This is a genomic window from Natronobacterium haloterrestre (genome assembly GCF_900112205.1).
Classification (GTDB): Archaea; Halobacteriota; Halobacteria; order Halobacteriales; family Natrialbaceae; genus Natronobacterium; species Natronobacterium haloterrestre.
On record NZ_FOKW01000007.1, the window covers coordinates 25,808 to 41,284 of the forward strand.

The window sequence follows — 15,477 nt, forward strand, 5'->3', positions numbered from 1 at the left end:
TTCGGGAGGTCGTTCCGGAACGGGTTAAAACCGCTACTCTGCTCCCAGCGGCTGGGTCTCAATGAACCGAAATCGCGGTCCCGGAGCGGCCCGAGAGTGCGACCGCGATCAGGTAGATCGCGATCGCGACGACGATGATCGAGCCGCCGGAGGGGAGGCTCTGGCTGATCGCGAAGGTGAACCCGCCGAGGATCGATGCCTGGCCGAACAGGACCGAGAGGTAAAGCGTTTCCCGGAAGCTGCGAGCGATCTGCGAGGCGGCCGCAACGGGGATCACGAGCATTCCGGCGACGAGGATCACGCCGAGTACCTGCATCGCGCCGACGACCACCACGGCGGTCATCACGATCAACAGGGTGTTGTACGCCGTGACGTTGAGGCGGGCGACGCGGGCCGCCTGCTCGTCGAAGGTGATGAACAGCAACTGCTTGTAGGTGAGCGCGACGATAGCGACGACCGCGACGCTGAGAAGCGCCATCAGTCGCGCGCCGCCGGCGGTGACGACCGAAAGGCTCCCGAAGAGAAAGCCCTCGATGTCCACCGCGATCGACATCGAACCCCGCCCCCAGCTGATCAGCAGCGTCGCGACCGCGAAGCTCCCACTCAGCATGATCGCGATCGGCACGTCGCCGAAGGTTCGCGTCCGCTCCGTGAGCCACTGGACGGCGAGCGCGCCGACGATACTGACGAGCAGCGCGACGATCAGCAGCGAACCCTCCCACCCGGTCGCGGCATTGAACAGCAGTCCGATCGCGACGCCCGCGAAGGCCGTGTGCGCGAGCGTCTCGCCGATCAGCGCCATCTGCCTGTGGACGAGGTAGGTGCCGACCAGCGGCGCGACGACACCGATGAGCACGCCCGTCGCGATCGAGCGCCACATAAACGCGTACCGGAACACCTCGGTTCCCAGGAAGTAATCGAGCCACGCGCCGGCGATCAGGAACTGGTCGAACGCCACGCCGGCCGCCGGATCGATCCCCGTCGCCGTATAGAGCGTCTCGAGCAGCGGCGAAGCGTCGGCGTAGGGGTACCGGCGGAGCCAGTCGAGGGCGATGAACACGACCATCCCGGCCGCCAGTAGTCCGACGAGGGCCACGCCGATCCGTTCGATCCGCCGGCGTCGATCGACGGGGTTCGACTCTATCTGCGCCCCGTCGACGTTCTCGCCGACCTCAACGTCCGGGTCGCCCTCGACGGTGCCGCCGTCGGTCGCCGTCTGCGCCTCGTCCGCCGTCGTCCCCGTCGCGCCCGTGTCCGTGTCCGTTCCCGTCATCGTCAGTGGTGGTGGTGAACGACCTCGCCCGTCTTGCCGTAGGCCTCGCTCAGGGCCTCGCTCTCGACGAACGACTCGGTGTCTCCGTGGTGGTACAGTTCCGTGTTGATACACGCGATGCGGTTCGCCCGGTCCGTGACGACGCCGATGTCGTGTTCGATCAGGATGATCGTGATCCCCGACTGGTTCAGCGCCTCGAGCAGCCGATAGAACTCGTCGCGCGACTCGGCGTCGACGCCGACGGTCGGCTCGTCGAGCGCGAGCAGGTCGGCCTCCGACGCAAGCGCCCGCGCGATGTAGGCACGCTGGCGCTGGCCACCCGACAGCTGGTTCATCTGCTGGTCCGCGATGTCGCCGATGCCGACCGTCTCGAGTGCCTCGTCGGCGATCCGGCGGTCGTCGTCGGTCAGCCGTCCGTGGCCGACGTGGGCGAACCGACCCATACGCACGCACTCCCGGACGGTGACGGGCATCGTTCCGCCCCGGTCGGTCGCCTTCTGGGAAACGTAGCCGATCCGTTCGCCCGCCTCGAATTCCGAGACCGGCTGTCCGAACAGCTCGACGGAGCCGCTGTCCGGGGACAGCAGGCCGAGCATGACGTGCAACAGCGTCGTCTTCCCGGAGCCGTTCGGGCCGACCAGCCCGAGGAAATCGCCCTGCTCGACGGTCAGACTCACGTCGTCGAGCGCGAGCGAGTCCCCGTAGGCGAACGATACGTTTCGAACGTCGACGACCGGCGTCACTATAGACACACTTCCGTTACTGAGCGGTTTAGTTCTTCCATTTCGTCGGTCCCGGTTAGTCCGCCCCCAGCGCCTGCCGGAGTCCGGGGATGGTCACTTCTTCCATCTGCTCTACCCAGCCCCAGCCACGGTCGTTCCACTCCGCGGTGGTTCCCTCCGTGGAGGTGATCGGCTCGTAGTCGTCGGCCCCCGTGTTCTCGAGCAGCAAATCGACCATCTGCGGGAGGTCGTCCTCGCTCGGCGCTTCGAAGGGGTCATAGAGGATCGTGTCGATGTCGTGTTCCTCGACGACCGCGATCGACTCGGAGATGTCCGACTGCGTCTCCGCGGCGTTCGGCGAGACGCCGACCGGCGTGTGGAGTTCGAACCCGTACCGCTCCTCGAGGTACCGGAACGAGTCGTGACCGGCGAAGACCGCCACGTCGCGGTCGGCGTCGGCGACGAGGTTCTCGAACTGCTCGTGGACGTTCTCGAGCCGCTCGACGTACGCCGCGGCGTTGTCCTCGTAGACCTCGGCGTTGTCGGGATCGATCTCGCCGAGTTCGGCGGCGATGGTTCCGACCATTTCCTGGGCCAGGATGGGGTCGGTCCAGACGTGAGGGTCGTAGAACTCGGGTGCGGTGTCGTCGTCCTCGTGGTCGTGTTCGTCCTCTTCCTCCTCGTGATCGTGCTCGTCCTCTTCGTCCTCGTGGTCGTGCTCGTCTTCCTCCTCGTGGTCGTGTTCGTCCTCTTCGTCCTCGTGATCGTGTTCGTCTTCGTCCTCGTGATCGTGGTCGTGATCGTGATTACCGCCCGGCGGAAGCAACTGCCCCTCGACCCCCTCGAGCGCGTCGATCACTGTGACGTCCGTGTTGTCAGCCGCGAGGTCGTCGGCCATGCTCTGTGCCCAGGAGAACTCCGGCGTATCCAGGTAGACGAAGGCGTCCGCCCCGGCGATGTTTCGCTGGAGGTCCGCGGGCGGTTCCCACCCGTGGCCCATCTCGCCGACGTCGACCGGGTTCGTAAACGCCATCGCGTCGCCCGAGACCTCGTCCGCCCAGTCCCAGAGCGCGAAGAACGCGGCGTATCCTTCCCGCTCACCGGCGGTTTCGTCGTCTCCCGGCTCGCTCAGACACCCAGCGACGGTTCCGAGGGCCAGTGCACCGGCCCCCGAACGGAGCAGCGAACGGCGTGGTAGTTCCATGTGTGAGCATACGCACTCCCGGTTAAAAGTGTTATTATGTTATTGGACCTAGTTAATAACTCGTGGCACTCGAGACCGGGTCGTTAGCAACACGTGTCCGGGCGAGGGCAGCGAACACCAAGCGGCGCGGCGAGGAAGTGACGCTGGGAGTACTCGCCCGTGTCGCTCTCGAGGGGACTCCCGATTCCCGGCCGACCGTTCACTCCGCGATCGACGCCGGGTCCGCATCGGCGTACTCGAGGATCGTCTCCGGTGAGACGGGAAAAACTGCGTTCGGCGTCCCGGCGGCCGCCCAGACCGTCTCGAACGACCGCAGCGTTTCGTCGAGGACGACCGGAACCGACAGGTCGTGACAGAACGGGGGGACGCCGCCGATCGACCAGCCGAGGTCGTCCCTGACGCGCTCGGCGTCGGCCATCGACACCGCGCGTTCCGGCACGCCGACCGTATCGCCCAGTGCGGCCTCGTCAACCCGGTTCGCCCCGCTGGTCACCGCGACGACGAGCGATCCGTCGGCGTCGAACGCGAGCGAACTGGCGATCTGGGCCACCTCGCAACCGATCGCGTCGGCGGCGGCTTCCGCGGTCTTCGTTCCTTCGGGAAACTCACGGACCTCCGGGTCGAAGTCGTACCGCTCGCGTGCCCGCCGTGCGAAGGCGGCTGCTCGAGGGTGCATATCGAGCGGTTCCACGGCCGCCGACAAAACGTTCACTCGAGACCGATCGCCAGTTCGACGCCGTCCCGACGCCGGTACGTGACCCGCCGCCCCGGCTCGGCGTTGCGGATCACCTCGAAGACGTCGAACCGGATCACCAGCCGTCCGGGGTCGATCGTCGCCCGGAGTAACGGGCCGCGGCTCGTCACGACGACGTAGGGCGGTCCGGGGACCGGTCTCGCCTCCAGGTCGTGGCCGGTCGCATCGACGGCGTCGGCGAGTACGGTCGGCAGCCGCTCGAGCACGCCCTCGCTCTCGAGAGCCGTACGGAGGCCGTCGACGAGCGCCGCCCGGTCCGCGGTCCGGGCGGTGTCCCAGGGATCGGCCACGGCGTCGGCACAGCGGTCGACCTCGGCGACGACGGAGCTGTGGTCCGCGAGCAGCCGGCGGCGCACGTCCCGTATCGGGTGCGACACGACCGGCGATGCGCGCGCGAGCTACTACAACCCCGCGCTTCCGGGTGCATGCGTCCGGCCGTGATTCGTCGCTCGTCGCTCGTCACTCATCACTCGTCGCTCGTCGGTCGTCGCTCGTCACTCCCTCATCCTCCCCTCCGAACTCGTAACACCCCTCATCTCCGCTCGAGGACGCCGATCCGAACGTCGCCGACGCGTTCCAGGGCCTGCCGCAGGGCTTGCTGCCAGGTGGGATCACGTTGTGCTTCGAGTTCCCGGCGCAATCGCCCGTTCTCGGCCTCGAGTTCGCGGGTCCGTTCCTCGAGGTCGTCGACCCGGTCCTCGAGCCGGTAGCGCCGTCGGCGCTGGGCCGCGAGGTCGTTGCGCAACTGGTCGCGTTCGCGCTCGAGCGCCGCCGCGCGGTCGGCGAGTCGTTCACGTTCGCGCGCGCGGTCGTCGACGAACGGGTCGCGATCGGAGTCGGCGATCGACTCCCCGACGGCCGGTACGGTGGCCCCGTCCTCGTCGGTCTCCGTTTCGGCTTCCTCGTCGACCCCCGGCTCGAGGTAGCCCGTACCGATCGCGTTGACGACCGCGCCGGAGAGCAACACCAGGCCGCCGAAGTAGAGCCAGGTCAACAATAGAAGGATCGCCCCGAGCGGCCCTGCGCCCTCGGAGTCGGCGGCAACGGAGACGTACACGCGAAACAGCGACTGCAGAGCCATCCACCCCACGGCGGCGAGGACGACCCCGGGGATCACTTCCCGCCGGGAAACGTCGACGTCGGGGAAGTAGTAGTACATCGGGTAGAACGCGAGGACGAGCACGACGACCAGCAACAGCGACTGCAACAGGCCAAAGCCCGGCACGTTCGGCAGGAACGCGAACACGATCCCCATCGCGGCGGCCGCGAACAATGCCCCGCCGATCGCGCCGAAGACCAGCGCCGCGTCCCGCAACTGGTTGACGAACGAGTTCGACCTCGAGGTGCCGTAGATCTCCGAAAACGCGGTGTCGAGTCCCCGGAAGATCTTCAGCGACCCCCACAGCAGTACGACGAGGCCGATCAGCGTCGACCCTGCCGTCGCGGGCGAGTCCTCGAGCGCGTCCTCGACGAGCAACTGGCCGCTCTCGGGGAGGAAGCCCTCGGTCGTCTCGGTGACCTGCGTCGCGAACGTCTCGTCCCCGACCAGCGTGACGAGGAAAAACAGGAGCACGAGCAGTGGCAACAGCGAGATAAACGCCTGGTACGCGATGCTCGCGGCCATGAACGGGACGTTCCGGTCCTGAATCCCGTTGACGACGGTCCTGGCGAACGAGAGTCCGTCGCGGACGTCGGTCGACATACGCAGAACCGAGGACCGGACGATGTTATGTGGTGTGCTTGCGATTACCGCTCGCACGGAACGCCCGGGTCGACATCGTGGGAGGCGGTCCTCAAGTGGAGCAGGGAACAGGTAGAGAGACGGAGAAACGACCCTGGCGACGCTAACGGAGTAATGCTCTTCCGGTGTATCCCGCGGGCATCGGGGGTCTCGCCCGCGGACTCGAACACCACGACATCGCCCGCGGCGAGCGCAGGGACAATCCGTAATGGCGTCGTCGCCGACGTGGTCGTACGAACGGAAGAGTATCGGCCCGTCCAGGGATAGTCCCCACCGGACTATTTCCCATTCCGGAACAGAAATGGCCCGAATCACTATTCGAAATTTTCCAAATAGGAAAAATTGTTTTGTGATGGGAAACACTTAAGTTGGATGCGGGTGTACTGTTCGAATACGATGAGCACCCAGAAGACCGTCCGTCAATCGGCCGACACCGTCGAGGAGAACGAACTCCGCCTCGACCAGGAAAAAGCCGAGCAGATCGTCGACGCACTGAACACGGAACTGGCCAACGCGTACGTACTGTACCACCAGCTCAAGAAACACCACTGGGTCGTCGAGGGTGCGGAGTTCCTCCCGCTCCACGAGTTCCTCGAGGAAGCATACGAACACGTCGAGGAAGGCGCAGACGAGATCGCCGAGCGCGCCCAGGCGCTGGGCGGTGTCCCCGTTTCGGGCCCGACGAACCTCGAGGACCGCGCAACCGTCGAGTTCGAGGGTGAGGACGTCTACGACGTCCGCACGATGTTCCGCAACGACCTCGAGATGTACGGCGACATGATCGAGTCGATGCGCGACAGCATCGAACTCGCGGAGAACCTCGGCGACCACGCCACCGCCGAACTCCTGCGCCAGATCCTCGTCACGCTCGAGGAGGACGGCCATCACTTCGAGCACTACCTCGAGGACGACACGCTGGTGCTCGAAGAAGCGACGAAAGACCGGTAACGTCGACGACGTTCGGCGCCTTCCGGCGAACGGTGTCGTCCCGATCGGTCGGGACGGGATCGGACTCGCTTTTTGCCGCGGTTGCACCTGGAGAGTGCCCCGTCATCGATACTCGTTCAGTTCAGGTCCAGAGCCGATCGTATCCCCCGACAGGACCGACTGGTCCCGACTATCACGACTGGTCGGAGACGGAGAACAGAGCGTTGGTGACGGCGGTGCACAGACCGGATGAGGGGAAAGTGAGGGGCGACGATGCGCAGACGGATGGGGCGGGGGCTGGTGGAGGGAGTCAGCGGGGAACGGGAGGACCGCCGCTACCGCTCGAGGTCGACGGTGAGATCGGTCGCGATCCAGCCGTCGGCGTTGTCGCGCTCGGTGAACACGATCTTGCCGGGGCGCGTCTCGTGGCTGGTCACGATCGTTGCCGGCTCCTCGAGTTCTTCGTCGGCATCGGTGTCCTGCCTGCGGGCGGGTACGTCCATCACGAGGAGTTAGGTGGGCCTAAATCTAAAAGGGTTTTGGTCGACCTAACTCTCTGGGAAGCGAAACGAACGCGCCACGGTGCTCGCCGACCGTCGGCGAGCCGACGAAGCCGGACGGGTCGGCGGGCGGTCACTTTCAAACTGGTCGCAGTCGTACACACGCGTATGGAGTTCGAGGTCGTCCAGGGCGACATCGCCGCACAGTCCGCCGACGCGCTCGTCAACGCCGCCGGCACCAGCCTCCGGATGGGGTCGGGCGTCGCCGGGGCGCTCCGACGTGGCGCAGGCGAAGGGATCAACGAGGAGGCCATGGAGAAGGGGCCGGTCGAACTGGGCGAGGTCGCCGTCACCGACGCCTACGACCTGGACGCCGATCACGTGATCCACGCGGCCGCGATGCCCCACTACGGCGACGGCCAGGCGACCGAAGACAGCATTCGGGACGCCACCCGAAACGCGCTCGAGGCGGCGGACGAACTCGGCTGCGAGTCGCTCGTGCTCCCGGCGCTTGGCTGTGGCGTCGCCGGGTTCGACCTGCGCGAGGGGGCGGAGATAATCGGCGAAGAGATCGAGGAGTACGACCCGGCGACCCTCGAGGACGTCCGATTCATCGCCTACAGCGACGAGGAGTACGACGCGATACGGTCGGCGACGGGGAAGTAGAGGGGTCCGACGCCGAGGTCGATCGGTAGAACGGAGTTAGGCGAACAGCCGCGGCGTCTTCGTCCAGTCGTAACTGCGAAACCGCAGCGAGGGCTTTACACCCTCCGGAAGCTGGTCGAACTCCCGGAGGAACGCGTACAGTCCCGAGCGGCCGCCGAAGTCGCCGAGGAACCACAGACAGTATCGCGGCACCCGCACTCGGTCGCGGTCGGGATCGTAGTCGACCGTCGCCTCGAGATGGGTCCGGGTCGCCTCGTCGAGCGCCGCATCGACCGTTTCGGGCCCGTAGGATCGAATCAGGGGACAGCTCGCGGCCCCGCAGTTGAGCGCGAAGTGGATCCGGGGATCGGGCTCGAGCCGGTGGGCTTTCGGGAGGCCGGACCGCGACAGCCGGGGGAGGTAGCCCAGCCCGTACTTCGACCGCCCGCTCCGGAGGACGCCGTGCTCGATGTCGTCCAGGCTCAGTCCGACGCCGGCGACCGTCAGCGCCTCCGCACGGAAGAACCGCCAGCGGGAGTCGAATAGCTCCGGGTTCCGCTCGAGCAGCAACTGCGCGGCCGCGTTGTAGGCGTTGAGCCAGAACGCGAGCGCCGCCCGCCGGTCGCTTCGGAGCGGCTCGAGGGCCGCCCTCGAGAGGTCGGCCAGCGTCCGCAGGTGGTCGTCCGCCGGCTCCCCGCGCCCCACGCGTTCGAGGAGCTCCCGGGCCAGCGTCGTCGGATCGGTCGACGGCGGTCGATCCCCGGCCCGCGAGCGCCTCCCGACCCCGTCGTCGCGGCCGTCGAGCGGGTCTGTCATCGGTCGGTCCTTCGGCCGCTCGAGGTAAAAACCGTCCGCGGTCGGATGTGATCCGTACGGAACCGCGTCCGTCAGGAAAAGACCCCGACCCACCACCACGCGGCGGTCGACGCCGCGGCGACGCCCACCATCGCCAGCACCGATGGAAACGGGCTTCGCTGGCGGGTCAACACCCACCAGCCCCGACCGAGCAGAGCCAGGGGCCCGAGGGTGGCAAGCGCCACCTCCGTCGGCAGGAGGTCGACCCCCCACAACCCGACGGTGACCGCCGCGGCCGCTCCGGCCAGCACGGCGTAGACGCGCCGGACCCGGTCGGGCGACCACCGCACGACGAGGGTCCGTTTCCCGACCGCGGCGTCGGCCTCCCGGTCCGGCCAGTGGGTCGCGAGCAGGTTACAGCCGACCGCGAGCGCGAAGGGGACGATCGCGAGCACGGCGATTCCGGTCGGTCGCGAGGCGGTCGCAACGCCGTACAGCGGGAGCAGCAGTCCGCCGAGCGCCACGTTGACGAACTCGCCGATACCCCGGCGGATCAACGCCAACGGCGGCAGGGAGTAAGCCAGCCCCGGAATCAAAATGGCGACCAACAGTCCGACGGCCTCGAGCGGCAACGCCCCGGCGACGAGACCGGCGACGATCGCGGCCGCCGAGAGACCGACCGCGACGATCGTCGCCCGCCGGAGGAAAGCGGGCGGGAGGCCGGTCGCCTCGAGCGCGCCGCTCCCGCCCGAAAACGGCGTCCGCTCCGTCAGCGCGTCCGTCTCGACGTCGGCGTACTCGTTCGCGTAGTGGATCGCGACCGTGACCGGGAGCAACGCGAGCGCGCCGGCAAGTACCGGTCCGAGAACCTCGGTGGTCACCTCGCCCGGGCCCGTCGCGCTCTCCGCGGCGGCTACCGGCGGCCCCGCAGTCGAAAGACCGACCCCCAGGAGGTAGACGAGCACGACGAGCGCGACCTGACTCGGTCGACTCGCGGCCCACAGACACCAGAGTCGCGGCGCGCGGTCGACGGCCGCCGAGCGAAGTTCCGCGACGGACACGAGTCGATGCGAGGTTGGAGCGTCGAAAGGTATGTCTATCGATCGATACCCCCCGCGAAGCTTCAATACGGTTCCGTCCTGAGAATTTCCACATGACGCGAGCGGCCGCGAGGAGCGGGTTCGAGCGGTTCCTCGACGACACGATCGAGGCGACCAGACGGGAGTTCAGCGTCGCCCGCGCGCTTCAGGGGACGGGACTCGGCCCCGGCGGAGTCGTCGTCGACAGACTCCGGAAAAACGCCGACGCGCTCGAGCGGGCCGTCGTCGAACCGGAACTGAACGCCTACCGACGGGGCTCGCTCGAGCAGTTCCGGATCGTCCTCGAGTACGTCGACGGCGACGAGCCGATCGACGCCTTCGCGGACGAGTTGCTCGAACGCGACGGGTACGTCCAGGCGCTCGATCCACGGGTCTCGGCGGCGAAACGGCGGGCCATCGAGGAGGCCGTCCTCGAGCGGTTACGGCGTCTCGGCGACGGGATCGCGCCGATCGTCGACCGACCGGAGGACCGATTCTGGCCGGCGGCCCGCGCGGCGTTCGACCCGCCGGAAGCGATCGAACTCGCCGAGGAGGTCTTCCCGTTTACCGGCCCGATCGAGCGACACCGGGAGGCGTTCGTCTTCGCGACCGAGATCGACCCGGGCGACGTACTCGGCGGGCCGTTCGCTGGCGCTCTCCCGAGCGCGTCGATCGACTACACCGACGAGGCGATCCGGGCGATGCGACGCGCCGAGCGGCAGGTGATCGCGGACACGAAAGCCGAGATCGAACGGCGGTTCGACGGCGGCTGATCCTCGAGGATCAGACGAGGAGGGGTGGAGCTTTTCCGGCCGAGGCCGAAAACTGGGTATGACCACCGAACCGACGGAGCCGACCGACTTCTCGCTGCCGAACGTCGGCCCGGGACCCGACCCGTTCTCGCTCGCGGACCTGCCGGACGAGGTGGCGTTTGCCGTCCTGTTCTTCCAGCGCGACTACTACTGTACGAACTGCCGAAGCCAGGTTCGGGAACTGGCCGACAGGATCGGCGACTTTCGGGAACGGAACGCGGCGGTCGCCTCGATCCTTCCGGAACCGCGCGAACGAGTCGCGGAGTGGCAGGAGACGTACGACCTCCCGTATCCGTTGCTCGCGGATCCGGACGCCGCGGTCGGCGACGCCTACGACCAGCCCGTCCGGTTTGGCGTTCTCGGGAGCGTGAGCGACTTTTTCGGTCGAATGCCGGAAGTCGTCATCGTCGACCGTCGCGGGGCAGATCCCGAAGTCGCGTACGTCCACCAGGGACGATCGACGTTCGACCGCCCGGCCGTCGACGACCTGCTCGCGGAACTGGACGCCTTGCGGACGAGCGGAGACGCGACGGCCGGCCGGTGATCGGTGGCGGCCCGAGCTGGAACTCGAGCGCAGCCGATTAGGACAGCGAGAGCCCCCGAATCTCGACCGAGTCGCCGTCCTCGACCCGGCCGATGACCTGTCCGTCGGTCTCGGCGACGAGGTCCGCGGCCCGGTCCTCGGGAAGCGCGACGACGAACCCGGTGCCCATGTTGAACGTCCGGTGCATCTCCTCGTCGGTCACGTTGCCTTCCTCCTGAACGAACTCGAAGACCGGCCCCGCGGGCAACGGATCGTCGATGACGTATTCGTGCTCGCCCATCCGCAGGAGGTTCGTCCAGCCGCCGCCCGTCACGTGGGCCGCTGCCCGAACGCCGTGCTCGCCCATCGGCTCGAGCAGGTCCGTGTAGATCCGGGTCGGTCGCAGGAGTTCCTCGCCGATCGTCCCCTCGCCGTACGGGAACGGGTCCGTGTACTCGTGGTCGCGCGTGACGGCCTCGCGGGCCAGCGTGAGCCCGTTCGAGTGAATCCCGTTCGAGGGGAAGCCGACGAGGGCGTCGCCGACCGCGGCCTCGCCCTCGAGCACGTCGTCTTTCGCCGCCAGGCCCGCACAGGTCCCGGCGAGGTCGAACCCGGAAACGACGTCGGGCATGACCGCGGTCTCGCCGCCGAGCATCGTCAGATCGGCCTCCTCGAGACCGACGGCCAGGCCCTCGCCGATCCCATTCGTCACGTCCTCGTCCGGTTCGTCGATCGCGAGGTAGTCGACGAAGGCGACGGGTTCGACGCCCGCGGCGACGAGATCGTTGGCGTTCATCGCGATGCAGTCGATGCCGACCGTCGAGTAGTCCTCGATCGCCTCGGCGACGAGCAGTTTGGTGCCGACGCCGTCGGTCGCAAGCGCCAGGTAGCGGTCGCCGATGTCGAGCAGGCCGGCGTACTCCGTGGTGAGGTCGCTCCCGAAGGCCGCGAGCAGCGCCGCCGTCGCGTCCTCGCTTGCCTCGATGTCGACCCCGGTGTCGGCGTAGGTGAGTCGCTCCTGCTGTTCGCTGTCGTCCGCGGACTCGGTCATGTTCGAACGACTGACCGGGGTGAGCAAAAGATCACCGGTCCTCGCGGTTTGCGACCGGAGCCGTCTCGGGGTCGCGCCCTATCGTTACGTTTCCGGTCGGTCCAGCCGGGACTCGAGCACGGAGACGAGTCGACACCCGTCGCCGGACGCAAACCGCGCCCACGCGCGTTCCGACGAGAAGGTGACGACGAGCTGGAGGTACTCGGCGTCCGCGAACGCGTCACGGTCGACATCGATCGACTCCACGCCGGGGAGCCGAACCAACCGCGGGAGCGTGTCGGTGAGCCACCCGACGTCGTGGCGCTCGTCGATCTCGCAGACGATGACTCCCTCGTGCTCGCCGTTCGACGCCCGTACTCCGTCACCGTCGCCGATGTGCATACTGAAATCGTCGGGCGGAACGGCCATCAACGGTCTGGTGCGGGCGTCGAAATACTATCGTGGCCCCGACGGCTCCGTCACCAGAACCCGAACAGCACGACGAACCCGGCGAGCAACGCTACGCTGAGAGCGAAGACTGCTCCGAAGACGACCGTGTTCCACTCGAGGACGGTCTTCCCGTCCAGCGGGCCGAACGGCAGCATGTTGAACGCTGCCAGGAAGAGGTTGATGAGCACGCCCATGTGGCCGATGACGCCGAGGTACCCCCCGAACACCATGAGCGGGAGGAAGAGCACGGCGAGCAGGTGGTTTGTCACGGGTCCGGCGACCGCCACCATGGCGTTTTCCCGCTTGGTGATCCGGCCGCGGTGGTAGACGGCCCCCGGCGCGGCAAACAGGAAGCCGATCAGCGCGCTCATGATCGCCAGGAACAACATCTGATAGTCGGCGCGGAACTCGGCGATCTGGCCGTACTCGATCGCGACGACCTTGTGCGCGAGTTCGTGCAACAGGAAGGCGACCCCGACCGTCACGAAACTCAGCCCGACCATCGTCACGAACGAGCCGAGGGAGATCCCGTCGACCCGATGGATCGGCCTGAGCAACAGCGCGAACGCGACGCTCAGGACGAGCCAGGAGACCGCCAGATCGAACAGTTCCTTGTCGCTGAAGGTCAGTTCCGGCCCTGGCTGGGACCGGCGGTCGGCGCGTACGCTCATCGGAGCGCCTCCCGGAGCAACTCGAGGCTGTTCTCGGCTCCGCGCAGCAGTTCGTTCATCAGGGCATCGACGCCGCCGATGTCGGGTGCCAGGTACGGCAACACGACGAGCGGGAACAGTACGGTCGCGATCAGGCTCCCGATGTTCGTCAGCGCGACGATCATGATCAGCCGGAACAGCGGAACGTCGAACATGTCCTCGACGGCCTCGCCGATCGGCCGTTCGGTGTCGCCGACGATCTCGTTGAGCGTCTGGATGTCGCGGACGTTGACCGGCCGGTGTTTGAGTTCGACGTAGCCGGCGAACCAGCCCGGCGCGAGCATCGGGTTGATGCTCGTCAGCCAGGCGACCAGACCGCCGACGCCGGCGCTCGACCAGCGGGCGCCGGCCAGGCGGGCCAGCGTGAACGCGAAGATGCCGTTGAACAGGAACCAGGCGCCAAACAGCTGGAGCAGGAACGTGTTCCGGACGCCGGCCATGATCAGCAGGAAGAAGAAGCCGAAGAACGCCAGCATCACCAGATAGCCGAACAGCTTCACGGGCGAGAACCGCCGTCCCGACGCGGTGCCCGTCAGCGACTCCATCGGCGGCAGTTCCTCGGGGTTTGCGAGATAGCGTTCGATGCCGGCCCGGTGGCCCGCGCCGACGACGGCGAGGACGTCGTACCCCTGCTGTCGCAGTTGGTGGAGGTTGTGGGCGATGTAGGCGTCCCGTTCGTCGATGAGAGCGTTGGCCCCCCGCGGGCTGAACTGGCGGAACTCCTCCATCATCGCCCCGACCACGTCGCCGTCGGTCATCTCCTCGATGTCGATCTCCTCGACCTCCTCGACGTCCCCGCCGAGGGCGTCGAGCAGGAGGCCGAGGATCCCGCCGAGGGCGACGCCGAACCCGAGGCCGGCGACGGCCCCGAGCGCGCCCCGGATCGAGTAGACGCCGGCCCCCTCGAGGTTCGCCGCCGAGAACGGGCCGACGAACGTGCCGGTAGCGACGAGTCCCAGACAGGCGGCGACGCCGATCGCTGCACCGCCCAGCAGGCGTACCGTGAACCCGTCGAGTCGACCGTCGTCGTCCGCGACGGTCTCCAGCGAGGGCAGGAAGAAGAGCCCGAGCAAGACGCCGCCGACGGCACCGGCGCCGACCGCGCCGACGTACTGCAGGGTCGTCGGGTCGTCGATTCCGAGCAGCAGGGCCTCGCCGTACCCCAGGAAGGGCCCGACGAAGACGGTGAGGGCGATCCCGGCGAGGACGCCGGCGGCCGCGCCGAGGGCCAGTCCGATCGTGCGCGGGTCGGTGATCCCGAGCGCGAGCCCGCCGATCATCTTCAGTTTCTCGGTGAACGAGAGCCGCCGCCAGAATCGCTGGATCGTCACCTGGATGTCGCGATCGACCAGGGCGACGCCGCTGCCGTTTCGCTCCGCGGCCTCGATCGCGGCCTGCATGTCGGCGCCGGGTTCGACGTCGAACTGGTCGCCGAGCCGTGACTGGACGTACGACAGCATCCAGTAGGCCAGGAACTGGAAGACGGTGTTGCCCGACAGCAGGTCCTCGGCCTCGAGGTCGTCGGGCGTGCCGCCCTGCATCTGGCGGTAGCGACCCTCGTCGAGTTCGACGGCGACGACGTCGGGCCGGTCGCGATCGACGGTCTCGTGAACTTCGTCGACGCTCGCTTGCGAGACGTGTGCAGTCCCGAGGACGTCGACGGAGCCGGTACCGCGGTTCCCGTTCCCGTTCCCGTTCCCGTCCCCGCCCGGTTCGGATTCCGGCCGGTCGGGCGGCTCCGGCACGTCGACGCCACCTCCATCGCTCATTAGCGGTTCAACTCGGCCGCGACTTTTACCAGTGTCGAACCGGTCGGTGCGCGGGCGCGGAGTGAAAGAATCAAAACCGTCCTGGCGGAACGTAGACCGATGACCGATCTGATCGAGACGGTAGTGGAGAACCGGGAGATGGTCCAGCCCAACCACGCCAACATGCTCGAGGTCGCCCACGGGGGGAACGTGATGAAGTGGATGGACGAGGTCGGGGCGATGTCCGCGATGCGATTCTCCGGCGAGACCTGCGTCACCGCACGCGTCAACAGCATGAACTTCGAGCGGCCGATTCCCGTCGGCGACACCGCCTACATCACCGCCTACGTCTACGAGGCGGGCACCTCGAGCGTGAAGGTGCGGCTGATCGCCGAGCGCGAGGACCTGCGGACCCGGGAGCGAGAGAAGACGACCGAATCGTACTTCGTCTACGTCGCGATCGACGAGAACAACGAGCCGACGACGGTGCCCGAACTGACGGTCTCCACGGAGGAGGAAGAACGGCTGCGACGGGAAGCGATCGACGGCGAGAACGGGAACTGA

General features: G+C 67.4%; 18 protein-coding genes. 5 read left to right on the forward strand and 13 right to left on the reverse strand.

Features of this window, described 5'->3' with window-relative positions; genetic code table 11:
- Positions 1 to 58: 58 nt before the first annotated feature.
- The 6 genes from BM113_RS13705 to BM113_RS13730 form a co-directional block, all read right to left on the reverse strand.
- Positions 59 to 1,273 carry a metal ABC transporter permease gene (locus BM113_RS13705; protein ID WP_089788639.1) on the reverse strand — a complete coding sequence of 405 codons (1,215 nt, stop codon included), beginning with the start codon at positions 1,271 to 1,273 and terminating at the stop codon, positions 59 to 61.
- A gap of 2 nt (positions 1,274 to 1,275) precedes the next feature.
- Positions 1,276 to 2,016: a metal ABC transporter ATP-binding protein gene (locus BM113_RS13710; protein ID WP_089788640.1), complete on the reverse strand. Its 741-nt coding sequence runs from the start codon at positions 2,014 to 2,016 to the stop codon at positions 1,276 to 1,278.
- A gap of 55 nt (positions 2,017 to 2,071) precedes the next feature.
- Positions 2,072 to 3,199 (reverse strand): metal ABC transporter substrate-binding protein, encoded by a 1,128-nt coding sequence (locus tag BM113_RS13715; RefSeq protein ID WP_089788641.1) that lies wholly within the window; start codon positions 3,197 to 3,199, stop codon positions 2,072 to 2,074.
- A gap of 199 nt (positions 3,200 to 3,398) precedes the next feature.
- Positions 3,399 to 3,875, reverse strand: a complete 477-nt coding sequence (locus BM113_RS13720) for a YbaK/EbsC family protein (RefSeq protein WP_089788851.1) — start codon at positions 3,873 to 3,875, stop codon at positions 3,399 to 3,401.
- 32 nt (positions 3,876 to 3,907) lie between these two features.
- Positions 3,908 to 4,330 carry a DUF7988 family protein gene (locus BM113_RS13725; RefSeq protein ID WP_177209174.1) on the reverse strand — a complete coding sequence of 141 codons (423 nt, stop codon included), beginning with the start codon at positions 4,328 to 4,330 and terminating at the stop codon, positions 3,908 to 3,910.
- 155 nt (positions 4,331 to 4,485) lie between these two features.
- On the reverse strand, positions 4,486 to 5,655 hold the full coding sequence (locus BM113_RS13730; protein ID WP_089788643.1) for a YhjD/YihY/BrkB family envelope integrity protein: 1,170 nt from the start codon (positions 5,653 to 5,655) through the stop codon (positions 4,486 to 4,488).
- Between the two features lie 435 nt (positions 5,656 to 6,090).
- On the opposite strand from BM113_RS13730, the gene dpsA reads away from it, so the two are divergent.
- Positions 6,091 to 6,642 carry a DNA starvation/stationary phase protection protein DpsA gene (dpsA, locus tag BM113_RS13735; protein WP_089788644.1) on the forward strand — a complete coding sequence of 184 codons (552 nt, stop codon included), beginning with the start codon at positions 6,091 to 6,093 and terminating at the stop codon, positions 6,640 to 6,642.
- A 314-nt stretch (positions 6,643 to 6,956) separates the two neighbouring features.
- On the opposite strand, the gene BM113_RS22350 is transcribed toward dpsA, so the two are convergent.
- Positions 6,957 to 7,124 (reverse strand): hypothetical protein, encoded by a 168-nt coding sequence (locus tag BM113_RS22350; protein ID WP_007141928.1) that lies wholly within the window; start codon positions 7,122 to 7,124, stop codon positions 6,957 to 6,959.
- Between the two features lie 165 nt (positions 7,125 to 7,289).
- Between BM113_RS22350 and BM113_RS13740 the strand changes: the two genes are divergently transcribed.
- Entirely contained in the window at positions 7,290 to 7,787 is a 498-nt protein-coding gene (locus BM113_RS13740; RefSeq protein ID WP_089788645.1) for a macro domain-containing protein, read from the forward strand.
- Between the two features lie 36 nt (positions 7,788 to 7,823).
- Here the strand turns inward: BM113_RS13740 and BM113_RS13745 are convergent, their stop codons facing one another.
- Both BM113_RS13745 and BM113_RS13750 read right to left on the reverse strand, forming a co-directional pair.
- Entirely contained in the window at positions 7,824 to 8,582 is a 759-nt protein-coding gene (locus tag BM113_RS13745; RefSeq protein ID WP_089788852.1) for a DUF547 domain-containing protein, read from the reverse strand.
- Positions 8,583 to 8,653: 71 nt separating this feature from the next.
- Positions 8,654 to 9,622 carry a prenyltransferase gene (locus BM113_RS13750; protein ID WP_089788646.1) on the reverse strand — a complete coding sequence of 323 codons (969 nt, stop codon included), beginning with the start codon at positions 9,620 to 9,622 and terminating at the stop codon, positions 8,654 to 8,656.
- 92 nt (positions 9,623 to 9,714) lie between these two features.
- Here BM113_RS13750 and BM113_RS13755 point away from each other — a divergent pair, with 92 nt between their 5' ends.
- Positions 9,715 to 10,413 (forward strand): hypothetical protein, encoded by a 699-nt coding sequence (locus BM113_RS13755; RefSeq protein WP_089788647.1) that lies wholly within the window; start codon positions 9,715 to 9,717, stop codon positions 10,411 to 10,413.
- A gap of 58 nt (positions 10,414 to 10,471) precedes the next feature.
- The gene (locus BM113_RS13760; protein ID WP_089788648.1) at positions 10,472 to 10,996 is read left to right on the forward strand and encodes a peroxiredoxin family protein; all 525 of its coding nucleotides are present in this window, start codon (positions 10,472 to 10,474) and stop codon (positions 10,994 to 10,996) included.
- 37 nt (positions 10,997 to 11,033) lie between these two features.
- Here the strand turns inward: BM113_RS13760 and purM are convergent, their stop codons facing one another.
- From purM to BM113_RS13780, 4 genes are all read right to left on the reverse strand, one after another.
- Positions 11,034 to 12,026, reverse strand: a complete 993-nt coding sequence (gene purM / locus BM113_RS13765) for a phosphoribosylformylglycinamidine cyclo-ligase (RefSeq protein WP_089788649.1) — start codon at positions 12,024 to 12,026, stop codon at positions 11,034 to 11,036.
- Between the two features lie 84 nt (positions 12,027 to 12,110).
- Complete coding sequence (locus tag BM113_RS13770) at positions 12,111 to 12,407, reverse strand: hypothetical protein (RefSeq protein ID WP_245758057.1); 297 nt, start codon at positions 12,405 to 12,407, stop codon at positions 12,111 to 12,113.
- Between the two features lie 77 nt (positions 12,408 to 12,484).
- Positions 12,485 to 13,126 carry a zinc metalloprotease gene (locus BM113_RS13775; protein WP_089788651.1) on the reverse strand — a complete coding sequence of 214 codons (642 nt, stop codon included), beginning with the start codon at positions 13,124 to 13,126 and terminating at the stop codon, positions 12,485 to 12,487.
- Positions 13,123 to 14,934 carry a TraB/GumN family protein gene (locus tag BM113_RS13780; RefSeq protein WP_089788652.1) on the reverse strand — a complete coding sequence of 604 codons (1,812 nt, stop codon included), beginning with the start codon at positions 14,932 to 14,934 and terminating at the stop codon, positions 13,123 to 13,125. Before BM113_RS13780 ends, BM113_RS13775 begins: the two co-directional genes overlap by 4 nt.
- 99 nt (positions 14,935 to 15,033) lie before the next feature.
- On the opposite strand from BM113_RS13780, the gene BM113_RS13785 reads away from it, so the two are divergent.
- A complete protein-coding gene (locus BM113_RS13785) occupies positions 15,034 to 15,477 on the forward strand; it encodes an acyl-CoA thioesterase (protein ID WP_089788653.1) in 444 nt (147 codons plus the stop codon).